13 protein-coding genes are annotated in these 12,585 nt (G+C 56.6%); 7 read left to right on the top strand and 6 right to left on the bottom strand.

The annotated features are described in order from the left end of the window. The first annotated feature begins 104 nt into the window (after positions 1–104). Positions 105–1,466 carry an MFS transporter gene (locus tag IM282_RS06030; protein WP_063149156.1) on the top strand — a complete coding sequence of 454 codons (1,362 nt, stop codon included), beginning with the start codon at positions 105–107 and terminating at the stop codon, positions 1,464–1,466. A 32-nt stretch (positions 1,467–1,498) separates the two neighbouring features. On the opposite strand, the gene IM282_RS06025 is transcribed toward IM282_RS06030, so the two are convergent. Then, on the bottom strand, positions 1,499–1,990 hold the full coding sequence (locus IM282_RS06025; protein ID WP_022647233.1) for a YajQ family cyclic di-GMP-binding protein: 492 nt from the start codon (positions 1,988–1,990) through the stop codon (positions 1,499–1,501). A 125-nt stretch (positions 1,991–2,115) separates the two neighbouring features. Between IM282_RS06025 and panE the strand changes: the two genes are divergently transcribed. Further along, complete coding sequence (gene panE / locus IM282_RS06020; RefSeq protein WP_063149154.1) at positions 2,116–3,027, top strand: 2-dehydropantoate 2-reductase; 912 nt, start codon at positions 2,116–2,118, stop codon at positions 3,025–3,027. Continuing rightward, on the top strand, positions 2,990–3,580 hold the full coding sequence (gene yajL / locus IM282_RS06015) for a protein deglycase YajL (RefSeq protein ID WP_022647231.1): 591 nt from the start codon (positions 2,990–2,992) through the stop codon (positions 3,578–3,580). The genes panE and yajL overlap by 38 nt, the downstream gene beginning before the upstream one ends. Positions 3,581–3,667: 87 nt before the next feature. Here yajL and thiI read toward each other — a convergent pair whose 3' ends face one another. Further along, on the bottom strand, positions 3,668–5,116 hold the full coding sequence (gene thiI / locus IM282_RS06010; protein ID WP_192970227.1) for a tRNA uracil 4-sulfurtransferase ThiI: 1,449 nt from the start codon (positions 5,114–5,116) through the stop codon (positions 3,668–3,670). A gap of 178 nt (positions 5,117–5,294) precedes the next feature. Here thiI and xseB point away from each other — a divergent pair, with 178 nt between their 5' ends. The 4 genes from xseB (at position 5,295) to IM282_RS05990 (ending at position 9,361) form a co-directional block, all read left to right on the top strand. Further along, entirely contained in the window at positions 5,295–5,537 is a 243-nt protein-coding gene (xseB, locus tag IM282_RS06005) for an exodeoxyribonuclease VII small subunit (RefSeq protein WP_003859094.1), read from the top strand. Beyond that, the gene (gene ispA / locus IM282_RS06000; RefSeq protein ID WP_022647229.1) at positions 5,538–6,437 is read left to right on the top strand and encodes a (2E,6E)-farnesyl diphosphate synthase; all 900 of its coding nucleotides are present in this window, start codon (positions 5,538–5,540) and stop codon (positions 6,435–6,437) included. A gap of 24 nt (positions 6,438–6,461) precedes the next feature. Beyond that, positions 6,462–8,324 (top strand): 1-deoxy-D-xylulose-5-phosphate synthase, encoded by a 1,863-nt coding sequence (dxs, locus tag IM282_RS05995; protein WP_022647228.1) that lies wholly within the window; start codon positions 6,462–6,464, stop codon positions 8,322–8,324. Between the two features lie 62 nt (positions 8,325–8,386). Then, entirely contained in the window at positions 8,387–9,361 is a 975-nt protein-coding gene (locus IM282_RS05990; protein WP_023305572.1) for an aldo/keto reductase, read from the top strand. A gap of 69 nt (positions 9,362–9,430) precedes the next feature. Here the strand turns inward: IM282_RS05990 and thiL are convergent, their stop codons facing one another. From thiL to ribD, 4 genes are all read right to left on the bottom strand, one after another. Next, complete coding sequence (gene thiL / locus IM282_RS05985) at positions 9,431–10,402, bottom strand: thiamine-phosphate kinase (protein WP_038415481.1); 972 nt, start codon at positions 10,400–10,402, stop codon at positions 9,431–9,433. Positions 10,403–10,479: 77 nt separating this feature from the next. Further along, positions 10,480–10,899, bottom strand: a complete 420-nt coding sequence (gene nusB, locus IM282_RS05980; RefSeq protein WP_006809908.1) for a transcription antitermination factor NusB — start codon at positions 10,897–10,899, stop codon at positions 10,480–10,482. A gap of 21 nt (positions 10,900–10,920) precedes the next feature. Further along, a complete protein-coding gene (gene ribE / locus IM282_RS05975; protein WP_003859098.1) occupies positions 10,921–11,391 on the bottom strand; it encodes a 6,7-dimethyl-8-ribityllumazine synthase in 471 nt (156 codons plus the stop codon). A gap of 87 nt (positions 11,392–11,478) precedes the next feature. Then, positions 11,479–12,582, bottom strand: coding sequence for a bifunctional diaminohydroxyphosphoribosylaminopyrimidine deaminase/5-amino-6-(5-phosphoribosylamino)uracil reductase RibD (gene ribD / locus IM282_RS05970; RefSeq protein ID WP_022647225.1), 1,104 nt, complete (start codon positions 12,580–12,582; stop codon positions 11,479–11,481). Positions 12,583–12,585: the final 3 nt, after the last annotated feature.

Raw genomic sequence — 12,585 nt, 5'->3', positions numbered from 1 at the left:
GGGGGTGCTTTTATCACACCCTCGTAATATCTCTTAAACAAACACCTATTTACCGCACTTATCACCCCGCCTAAACTATGGCCTGCTTTTTGGTAGAGGTGGTAATGAACGATTATAAAATGACGCCAGGTGAACTGCGTGCGACCTGGGGTTTAGGGACTGTTTTCTCGCTGCGGATGCTTGGCATGTTTATGGTCCTGCCCGTTCTGACCACATATGGCATGGCGTTACAGGGTGCCAGCGAAGCGCTGATTGGTCTGGCGATCGGTATCTACGGCCTGGCGCAGGCGATATTCCAGATCCCCTTTGGCCTGCTCTCCGACCGCGTGGGTCGCAAACCGCTGATTGTCGGCGGGCTGCTGGTGTTTGTACTTGGCAGCATCATCGCCGCCCTCTCCCACTCCATCTGGGGAATTATTCTTGGCCGCGCCCTGCAAGGTTCCGGGGCGATTGCCGCCGCCGTGATGGCGCTGCTGTCAGATTTAACCCGCGAGCAAAACCGCACCAAAGCCATGGCGTTTATTGGCGTCAGCTTCGGCGTTACGTTTGCCATTGCCATGGTGCTGGGGCCGATTATTACCCATTCACTCGGCCTGCACGCCCTGTTCTGGATGATAGCCGTGCTGGCAACCATCGGGATCGCACTCACGCTGTGGGTTGTGCCGGACAGTAAAAACCATGTCCTGAACCGTGAATCCGGGATGGTCAAAGGCTGCTTCAGCAAAGTCATCGCCGAGCCGCGCCTGCTTAAGCTGAACTTCGGCATTATGTGCCTGCACATTCTGCTGATGTCCACCTTTGTCGCCCTGCCCGGTCAACTTGCCGCAGCAGGTTTCCCGGCGGCAGAGCACTGGAAAATTTATCTGGTCACAATGCTGATCTCGTTTGTCTCCGTTGTGCCCTTCATTATTTACGCCGAAGTGAAGCGCAAAATGAAACGCGTCTTCGTGGGCTGCGTGGCGTTACTGTTGATTGCCGAGATTGTGCTGTGGGGCGCCGGCCCACATTTCTGGGAGCTGATCGCAGGCGTACAGCTGTTCTTCCTGGCGTTTAATCTGATGGAAGCCCTGCTGCCGTCGCTTATCAGCAAAGAGTCTCCGGCAGGATACAAAGGCACCGCGATGGGCATTTACTCCACCAGCCAGTTTCTCGGCGTGGCGATCGGCGGGTCCCTCGGCGGCTGGGTGGACGGCCTTTTTGATTCTCAGACCGTGTTCCTCGCCGGTGCGCTACTGGCGATGCTCTGGCTGTTTGTTGCCAGCACCATGAAAGAGCCGCGCTATGTGAGTAGCCTGCGGGTAGAAATTCCCGATGACGTGGCAATCGGTGACGCGTTACAAAAGCGTCTGGAAGCGACAGAGGGCGTGAGCGAAGTGCTGATTGTCCCGGAAGAGCGCAGTGCGTATGTCAAAATTGACAGCAAAGTGACTAACCGCTTTGAGGTAGAGCAGGCGCTGAAGGCCTGAAAAAATGCCCGGTTTAGCCGGGCATAATTGTCTTAATCGCGGAAGTTTTTAAACTGGAATGGCTGACCGAGATCGCCGCCACGCACCAGCGCCATCACGGATTGCAGGTCATCACGGGATTTTCCGGTCACGCGGATCTCTTCCCCCTGGATCTGCGCCTGCACTTTCAGCTTGCTGTCTTTGATAAGCTTAACGATTTTTTTCTGTACCGCGCTTTCAATCCCCTGCTTCAGCTTCGCTTCCACAAACCAGGTTTTGCCGCTGTGAACAAAATCTTCCGGTACATCAAGTGAGGTCCCTTCAATGCCGCGCTTGAGCAGCTTGGCGCGCAGGATATCCAGCAGTTGGTTGACCTGGAAATCAGACTCACTCAGGACTTTGATTGTCTTGTTCGCGTCGTTCAGTTCAATGGTCGCCTCAACGCCACGAAAATCGAAACGTGACTCCACTTCACGAATAGCATTATCTACGCCGTTACGCGCTTCCTGCAGATCAACTTCAGAAACAATATCGAAAGATGGCATCTTTTCTTCTCCCTTCATTTTTGTTGCGTTGCATAATACCTGCAACGAGGCATAACGAGAAGCTTAGCTGATGGCGCTATACTTAGCGTCTTAGCACCTGGCGCAGTTGCAGGTGAGGAGGAACAATGAAAGTAACAGTGCTTGGATGCGGCGCCCTTGGTCAACTCTGGCTTAGCGCGCTATGCAAACAGGGACACGACGTTCAGGGCTGGCTGCGAATTCCCCAACCCTATTGCAGTGTGAATGTGATAGGTACAGACGGTTCAATTTTTAACGAGTCTTTGACGGCAAACGATCCGGAATTTCTCGCGAGCAGCGATCTGCTGCTGGTCACGCTGAAGGCCTGGCAGGTCTCCGATGCGGTGAAAAGCCTGGCCGCCCAATTACCTGAAAGCACGCCAGTCCTGCTGATTCACAACGGTATGGGTACCATTGAAGAGCTAAAGTCTGTCCGGCAACCGCTGCTAATGGGAACAACCACCCACGCGGCACGCCGCGACGGTAACGTCATTATTCATGTTGCCAGTGGCATCACCCATATCGGCCCGGCGCGTGAACAGCCCGGCGATTACAGCTATCTTGCGGATACCCTGCAATGCACGCTGCCTGACGTCGCCTGGCACAATAACATTCGTGCGGAACTGTGGCGCAAGCTGGCGGTCAACTGCGCGATCAATCCGCTGACTGCCCTGCTGGATTGCCCTAACGGTGATCTGCGCCAGCATCCCGATCGGTTAGCGCTGATTTGCCGGGAAGTTGCAGCCGTCATTGAACGCGAAGGCTACCACACCTCAGAGTCTGATTTACGTTATTATGTCGACCAGGTCATTGAGAGTACGGCAGAAAATATCTCCTCAATGCTGCAGGATATCCGGGCTATGCGGCATACCGAAATTGATTACATTACCGGTTATCTGTTAAAACGCGCCCGGGCACACGGCATTACCGTTGCGGAAAACAGCCGTCTGTTTGAGTTAGTAAAACGAAAGGAGAGTGAGTATGAGCGCATCGGCACTGGTATGCCTCGCCCCTGGTAGCGAAGAGACAGAAGCGGTCACCACCATTGATTTGATGGTACGTGGTGGTATTAAGGTTACCACCGCCAGCGTCGCCAGCGACGGAAGTCTGGCGATTACCTGCTCGCGTGGAGTCAAGATCCTGGCAGATGCACCGCTTGTACAGGTGGCGGACGGTGATTACGACATTATCGTGCTGCCGGGCGGTCTGAAGGGCGCGGAGTGTTTCCGCGACAGCCCGCTGCTGGTTGAAACCGTTCGTCAGTTTCATCTTTCCGGGCGTATCGTCGCGGCAATCTGTGCGGCCGCAGGTACGGTACTGGTTCCGCACGACATTTTCCCCATCGGCAATATGACCGGCTTCCCAGGCCTGAAGGATACGATTCCGGAAGACCAGTGGGTGGATAAACGCGTGGTCTGGGATCCGCGCGTTAACCTGCTCACCAGCCAGGGGCCGGGTACCGCCATTGATTTTGGCCTGAAGATTATTGACCTGCTGGTCGGGCGTGAGAAAGCGTACGAAGTGGCGTCATCGCTGGTGATGGCGGCAGGGATTTATAACTACTACGAGTAAAAAAAGCCGGGTGGCGGATACGCCTTACCCGGCCTACAAGTGTACGGTACCGTAGGCCCGGTAAGCGAAGCGCCACCGGGCAATAGGCTACGGGCGATACACCTTCACGTTCGCGAAGCCCTGCTCACGCAGGTACAGCGCCTGCAAACGGCTCATCACCCCGCGCTCACACCACAACAGATACGTTTTGCTCTGGTCGAGATCGCCAAACTGGGTGCTCAGCTTGTAGAACGGCAGCGAAACCACCTCCACGCCTTCCACCTGCAACGGCTTGTCATCCTGCTCATCAACAGAACGTATATCCAGAATCGTATCGTTAGCACCGAAGCCGCTGACCGTCTCCACCTCAACCACGTCCTGCTCGGTCTGCTGGGCGATCTCACGGATATCGATGTTCGACGCTTCCGCCACCACTTTTTCCAGGATGCTGAAATCGAAGTTCTCTTCTTCCGCTTCGATCTTCGCCTTCACCGCTTTAATGGTTGGACTTTTTGAGATCACGCCGCAATATTCCGGCATGGTGCGGGCAAAATCTTCAGTACCGATTTTACGCGCCAGATCGATGATGTGCTCTTTATCGTGAGAGATCAGCGGACGCAGGATCAGCGTATCAGACACGTTGTCGATAAGACGCAGGTTGGTCAGCGTCTGGCTGGAGACCTGCCCCAGTGCTTCACCGGTGACCAGCGCTTGCACGCCGTAGCGCTCAGCCACTTTGGACGCCGCACGCACCATCATACGTTTCAGGACCACGCCCATCTGGCCGTCATCCACTTTCTCAAGAATTTCGCCGACCACCGGCTCAAAGTTGATCGCCACGAAACGCACGCGGTGAGAGCTGCCGAAGCGGTTCCACAGGTAATGCGCCACCTGACGTACGCCGATTTCGTGCGCCGCGCCGCCCAGATTAAAGAAGCAGTAGTGCACGCGGCAGCCGCGACGCATCAGCATATAGCTGGAAACGCCGGAGTCGAACCCGCCGGAGATCAGCGACAGCACATCTTCTTGCGTGCCGATCGGGAAGCCGCCAATACCTTCATAACGGCCCTTAACCAGCAGCAGGCGATCGTTTTCGATCTCAAGATTAACGGTAACGTCCGGATTAGTCAGGCGCACGCGCGCCGTCTCAACGTGCTGGTTCAGACCGCCGCCGACATAGCGCTCAACGTCAATGGAGCTAAACTCATGCTTACCACGGCGCTTCACGCGTACACAGAACGTTTTCCCTTCGACCTGATCGCGGTACTGTACCAGCGCCTTTTCGAAGATATCGTGCATATCGGTGAAGGGAACGTCTTCCACTTCCAGAATATGGTGAATACCCGGGATACGGGTCAGCGCGTCGCGAATATCAAGACGTTTGTTTTCGTCTTTCGCGCGGACTTCAACGTGGTCCCAGTGACGCACCACGGCGAGCGTTTCGTCGTAGTGTTTTAATACGTTACGAATGTTCCCGGTGAGAATTTTAATAAAGCGCAAACGCACGGATTGGCTTTTGATGGTGATTTCAGGGAACAATTTAATGATAAACTTCATGGCGGCAATGTTTCTTAGGCAAGCTTATAAAGGCTTGTAGTGGAAAATGATACAGCAGCCCACACCCGTGGCTGCATCCAGGCGCGCAAGTATACCACCATCGCGCCACTCGCGTTATTTGATAATTGCCCCGAGTCCGTTACCATGTCAGGGCGAAAAATTTAAGAGTCAATTCACTATGCCGAAGAAAAACGACGCACCGGCCAGTTTCGAAACTGCGCTGAGTGAACTGGAGCAGATCGTTACCCGTCTTGAGAGCGGCGATCTCCCGCTGGAAGACGCGCTCAACGAATTTGAACGCGGCGTGCAGCTCGCGCGCCAGGGGCAGGTAAAACTCCAGCAGGCCGAGCAGCGTGTGCAGATCCTGCTTTCCGACAGCGAAGACGCTAAAACCACGCCATTCACACCGGACGCCGAGTAAATGGATTTTTCCAACGCGCTTCAGGCGCGCGTCATCCGCGCCAACGACGCGCTGCGCCGTTTCATTGAGCCGCAGCCTTTTCAGAACACTCCTCTGGTTGAAGCCATGCACTATGGCGCACTCTTGGGGGGTAAACGCCTGCGTCCGTTCCTGGTGTATGCCACGGGCAACATGTTCGGTATCAGCGATAACACGCTGGACGCCCCGGCAGCCGCCGTGGAGTGTATCCACGCCTATTCGCTGATCCACGATGATTTGCCGGCCATGGACGATGACGATCTGCGTCGCGGTCAGCCGACCTGCCACATTAAGTTCGGCGAAGCGAATGCCATTCTGGCGGGTGATGCGCTGCAAACCCTGGCGTTCTCTATTCTGAGCGATGCGCCGATGGTTGAAGTGAGCGATCGCGATCGTCTGGCAATGGTGTCCGAACTGGCAATGGCCAGCGGCGTCGCCGGGATGTGCGGCGGCCAGGCGCTGGATTTAGAGGCTGAAGGTCGTCAGGTAACTCTGGAACAGCTGGAGCGCATCCACCGTCACAAAACGGGCGCCCTGATTCGGGCAGCCGTTCGTCTGGGCGCGCTGAGCGCGGGTGAACGCGGGCGTAAAGCCCTGCCGATTCTGGACAGATACGCAGAAAGTATCGGTCTGGCATTCCAGGTTCAGGATGACATTCTGGATGTGGTGGGCGATACTGCAACATTGGGAAAACGTCAGGGTGCGGATCAGCAGCTTGGCAAAAGTACCTACCCCGCCCTGTTGGGCCTTGAGCATGCCCAACGTAAAGCCCGGGATCTGATAGACGATGCCCGCCGGTCACTGAATGAGCTGGCCGCGCAATCGCTGGATACCTCGGCACTGGAAGCGCTAGCGGACTACATAATCCAGCGTAATAAATAAACTATATATCTCGATGAGCCTTTGATGAGTTTTGATATTGCCAAATACCCGACACTGGCGTTAGTTGACTCCACTCAGGAGTTACGTCTGTTGCCGAAAGAGAGTCTGCCGAAGCTGTGTGACGAGCTGCGTCGCTACCTGCTCGACAGCGTTAGCCGCTCCAGCGGCCACTTCGCCTCCGGACTTGGCACGGTTGAGCTGACCGTGGCGTTGCATTACGTCTATAACACGCCGTTCGATCAGCTGATCTGGGATGTTGGCCACCAGGCCTATCCGCACAAAATTCTGACCGGACGTCGCGATAAGATTGGCACCATTCGCCAGAAAGGCGGCCTGCATCCGTTCCCGTGGCGCGGCGAGAGCGAGTTTGACGTGTTAAGCGTCGGCCACTCTTCCACCTCCATTTCTGCGGGCATTGGTATTGCCGTTGCCGCCGAAAAAGAGAATAAGCAACGCCGTACCGTCTGCGTGATTGGTGACGGGGCGATCACCGCCGGGATGGCTTTTGAGGCCATGAACCACGCGGGCGATATCAAACCGGACATGCTGGTGATCCTCAACGATAACGAAATGTCGATCTCCGAGAACGTCGGCGCGCTGAATAACCATCTGGCGCAGCTGCTGTCCGGTAAGCTTTACTCGTCACTGCGCGAAGGCGGGAAAAAAGTCTTCTCCGGCGTACCGCCGATCAAAGAGCTGCTTAAGCGTACCGAAGAACATATCAAAGGCATGGTCGTGCCGGGTACGCTGTTTGAAGAGCTGGGCTTTAACTATATTGGCCCGGTGGACGGCCACGATGTGTTAGGTCTGGTGACGACGCTTAAAAACATGCGCGACCTGAAAGGCCCGCAGTTCCTGCATATCATGACCAAAAAAGGGCGTGGTTACGAACCGGCGGAAAAAGATCCGATCACCTTCCACGCGGTGCCCAAGTTCGACCATACCAGCGGTTGTCTGCCGAAAAGCAGCGGCGGAATGCCGAGCTACTCAAAAATCTTTGGCGACTGGCTGTGCGAAACGGCGGCGAAAGACAACACGCTGATGGCGGTGACGCCTGCCATGCGTGAAGGCTCCGGCATGGTCGAGTTTTCCAAAAAATACCCGGACCAGTATTTCGACGTCGCCATTGCCGAGCAGCACGCGGTGACCTTCGCAGCGGGCCTGGCGATTGGCGGCTACAAGCCGGTGGTAGCGATTTACTCTACCTTCCTGCAACGCGCCTACGATCAGGTGATCCATGACGTTGCCATCCAGAAGCTGCCGGTGCTGTTTGCTATCGACCGTGCGGGCATCGTGGGGGCTGACGGCCAGACGCACCAGGGCGCATTTGACCTCTCCTTCCTGCGCTGCATCCCGGACATGGTGATCATGACGCCAAGCGACGAAAACGAGTGTCGTCAGATGCTGTATACCGGTTACCACTATCAGGACGGTCCCTGTGCGGTACGTTATCCACGCGGCAATGCCCTTGGCGTTGAATTACGGCCGCTGGAAAAACTGGATATCGGTAAAGGTCTGGTGAAACGTCGCGGTGAAAAAGTGGCGATCCTGAACTTTGGTACGCTGATGCCGGAAGCGGCAAAAGTCGCTGAAACCCTGAATGCGACGCTCGTCGATATGCGATTTGTGAAGCCGCTCGATGAATCTCTGATTCTGAGCATGGCGGAAAGCCATGAGGTGCTGGTCACGCTGGAAGAGAACGCCATCATGGGTGGCGCGGGTAGCGGCGTGAACGAAGTGCTGATGGCGAACCGTAAAGTCGTTCCGGTGCTTAATCTCGGCCTGCCGGACCACTTCATCCCGCAAGGCACTCAGGACGAGGCGCGCGCCGACATTGGCCTGGACGCCGTCGGTATCGAAGCTAAAATCCGCACCTGGCTGGCCTGATCCCTCCCCTTTTCTGCTCCTGCTATGCTTAAACGTATTGTTTAAACAGCAGGAGCGGAACCATGCAATACACGACATTAGGAAAAACAGACCTCAAGGTGTCCCGGCTTTGCCTGGGCTGCATGACGTTTGGCGAGCCTGACCGGGGAAATCACGCCTGGACGCTGCCGGAAGAGAGCAGCCGCCCTATCATTAAGCGCGCCATTGACGGCGGCATCAACTTCTTCGATACCGCCAACAGCTACTCCGACGGCAGCAGCGAAGAGATTGTGGGCCGCGCCCTGCGAGATTTTGCCCGTCGGGATGAGATTGTGGTCGCCACCAAGGTGTATTACCCGTCAGGCGATCTGGCGGAAGGCCTTTCTCGCACGCAAATCCTGCGATCCATTGATGACAGCCTCAGACGCCTGAACATGGATTACGTCGACCTGCTGCAAATTCACCGCTGGGATTACAACACGCCGATCGAAGAGACGCTTGAAGCGTTGAACGACGTCGTGAAAGCCGGTAAAGCGCGCTACATCGGCGCATCGTCCATGCATGCCTCACAGTTTGCTCAGGCGCTCGATCTCCAGGCGCAGCATGGCTGGGCGCGCTTTGTCACTATGCAGGATCACTACAACCTGATCTACCGGGAAGAAGAACGCGAGATGCTGCCGCTCTGCTACCAGGAAGGCGTGGCGGTGATCCCGTGGAGCCCGCTGGCGCGCGGAAGGTTAACCCGTCCGTGGGGTGAAACTACCGCCCGGCTGGTATCGGATGAAGTAGGTAAAAATCTGTATGACGATACAGAAGCCAGCGATGCGTTAATTGCCGAACGATTAGCCGGGATCGCCGACGATATCGGTGCAACGCGCGCGCAGGTAGCGCTGGCGTGGCTGCTGAGCAAGCGCGGTGTCGCCGCGCCGATTGTGGGCACATCGCGGGAAGAACAGCTGGACGAGTTGTTGAGTGCGGTGGACTTATCGTTGACGCCGGAGCAGATTGCCGAGCTGGAGACGCCGTACCAGCAACATCCGGTGGTAGGGTTTAAATAAACAATTCAGGGAACAAAATCCGTAAGCCGGGTAAGCGCAGCGCCACCCGGCAATACAGAGCGCACAAAATTACGCGAAGTGATCGTACCCTTTCCAGTCAAGCGTAACCGGGGCGCCGCCGCGGACAAACAGCAGCCCTTCACTTTCCGGCATCACCTGCCCGATGCAGGTAAATTTCGCCCCCAGATGCGCTAACGCCACATCCAGCGTCCCGCGATTCAGCTCGGGAACGGTAAAGCACAGCTCATAATCTTCCCCACCGGATAGTGCCCAGCGCAGCGCCTGTTCAGGATCGGCATGGCGACGCAACGGCTCTGACAGTGGGAACAGATCCAGATCGATCCGTGCGCCCACGCCACTGGCCTTCAGGATATGGCCGAGATCGGAGATCAGCCCGTCAGAGAGATCGATAGCCGAACTGGCCCGCTCGCGCAGCGCCTGACCGTGCAAAATACGCGGCGTGGGCCGCAGGTGGCGCTTCACCAGGTACGCCGCATCGTCAGCATCTTCAACTGCTAAACGGTTCTGAAGGATCGCCAGCCCGGCCGCGCTATCCCCCGGCGTACCGGTCACGTAGATCCAGTCGCCCGGTTTTGCGCCCGAACGCTTCAGCGCGCGCCCCGCTGGCACATAGCCGTGGATTGCCAGGGTCATCGACAGCGGCCCGGCGGTGGTATCACCGCCAATCAGCTGCATATCGTAATAATTCAGCTGTTCAAACAGGGCATCGCTGAAGGCTTCAAGCCAGGCTTCATCCACCTCCGGCAGGGTCAGAGCCAGCGTCAGCCAGGCCGGGTCGGCGCCCATTGCCGCCAGATCGCTAACGTTTACCGCCAGCGCCTTATACGCCAGGTCGGCAGGATCGATATCGGGCAGGAAGTGACGCCCACATACTAAGGTGTCGGTGCTGATTGCCAGCGTCTGTTTTTCGGGAATATTGAGAAGTGCGCAGTCATCGCCAATGCCGGTTTCAACATCAAGACGAGAGGTTCTGACACGGTCGAAATAACGGGCAATCAGGGAGAATTCGCCGCATGCCATACGTTATGCCTCAGCAAATAAAAGAAAAAACCGGAGCCGCACTGCCAAAAAGGCAATGCAAGACTCCGGTTTGCGGATCACTTTTTGTGGGGACGGATCGCAGGTGCGGCTTTATCCAGCACGCCGTTTACAAACTTGTGGCTGTCTTCAGCGCCGAAGGTTTTTGCCAGTTCGATCGCTTCGTTGATGGCTACTTTGTACGGCACATCATCACGTTTAGACAGCTCAAACAGCGCGATACGCAACACTGCTTTTTCGACCTGGCCCAGCTCTTCGAGCAGACGGGACAGGTATGGCTTCATCAGACCATCGAGATACGCGCTATTAGTCGCCACTCCCGACAGCAGTTCACGGAAGTACAGAACGTCAACGTCTTTCACGTCCTGTTCTGACAGGAACTGGTATTCAACATCAGCGATGTCGTTCTGGGACAACTGCCAGGAGTAAAGTGCCTGGACGGCACATTCACGGGCGCGGCGACGAGCAGCAGGTTTCACGGAATTCCCCTTACAAAAAAATCAGGCCTTGATGGCTTTCAATACATTGATCATTTCAAGCGCGGTCAGTGCAGCTTCTGCACCTTTGTTACCGGCTTTGGTGCCAGCACGTTCGATGGCTTGTTCAATACTTTCGGTAGTCAGTACGCCGAACGCGACAGGAATTTCAGCATCCTGTGCAACGTGCGCCAGACCATTGCTTGCACCGCCCGCAACGTATTCGAAGTGCGCAGTGCCGCCACGAATAACAGTACCCAGCGCAATCACCGCGTCGTATTTACCGGTTTTCGCCAGCGCGCCCGCTGCCAGTGGCAGTTCGTAAGCACCTGGTACCCAAACGACGGTAATGTTGTCATCTTTAACCTGGCCGATACGTTTCAGGGCGTCAACCGCACCTTCCAGCAGGCTGTCGTTGATGAAGTTGTTGAAACGCGCAATGGTGATGGCGACGCGAGCGTCCGGGGTAGCTACAGCAGCTTCAATAATGTTCATACTCTTCCTTTACGGGTTCATTTGGCCCCGCAGGGGGGCGGATTTTATCATAATACTTTGCGCACTGCTTCCCTATTTCAGGAGCAATTACGCTGTCGTTAAATGGAGGCAGACATCCGGGCCTACCGGACGAATCTCGCTGAATGAGAGTTGCGGCGCATCGGCCAGTTTTTCAAGGCCGGGCAGCACAAACAGGCCGCGCGCGTCGTTACCTAACAGTTTAGGCGCAACGTAGACCAGAAGCTCATCCACCAGCCCTGCCTGGAGCAGCGCGCCGGCGAGCGTCGGACCGGCTTCGACCCAGATGCTGTTGACCTGCTGTTTACCCAGCAGCATCATCAGCACCACCAGATCGAGATGCCCGTTGTGTTCCGGCACCATAATGCTGCGCACGCCTTGCGGCCATTCGCGCGTATCTTCTTTGGTGCGGGCAATCCAGGTTTCCCCCGGTTGCTGCACGATACGGTGTTCCGGCGTCACGCGGTTCTGGCTATCAATAATAATGCGCAGCGGCTGACGCAGGTTCTCCTGCGGATAGAGTGCCTGGGTATCGGCATTCAGCTCATCCCAGCGCACGGTCAGGACCGGATCGTCAGCCAGCACCGTTTCACTGCTGGTGAGAATAGCATGGCTTTGTGCGCGCAGACGTTGCACATCGCGCCTTGCCTGTGGCGAGGTGATCCACTGGCTCTCGCCGTTCGCCATCGCCGTGCGGCCATCCAGTGACGCGCCAAGCTTAAGCTGGATAAACGGGAAGCCGGTGCGCATACGCTTCAGGAAGCCTTTGTTGATGGCTTCGGCATCCTGCATCATCAGGCCGTGACTGACGTCGATCCCTTCCTGTTGCAGACGATACAGCCCGCGGCCCGCCACCTGCGGGTTAGGATCCTGCATGGCGGCGACAACGCGCGAGACTCCCGCCGCAATCAGTGCTTCGCAGCACGGAGGCGTGCGCCCGTGATGACTGCATGGCTCCAGCGTCACGTAAGCCGTCGCGCCACGCGCCCTCTCCCCCGCCATGCGCAGGGCATGCACTTCAGCGTGCGGCTCGCCTGCGCGGTAGTGAAAACCTTCACCCACGATCTCGCCATCTTTAACAATGACGCACCCGACATTAGGGTTAGGGTGAGTGGTAAACCGACCGCGCTGCGCCAGCTTCATGGCTCTCGCCATGTACATCTCGTCCTGCATAGG

This window comes from Enterobacter cloacae complex sp. P29RS (genome assembly GCF_014893445.1).
Taxonomy (GTDB): Bacteria; Pseudomonadota; Gammaproteobacteria; order Enterobacterales; family Enterobacteriaceae; genus Enterobacter; species Enterobacter intestinihominis.
Note: the sequence above shows the minus strand (reverse complement) of the source record. Positions and strands in the feature narration are given on the sequence as shown.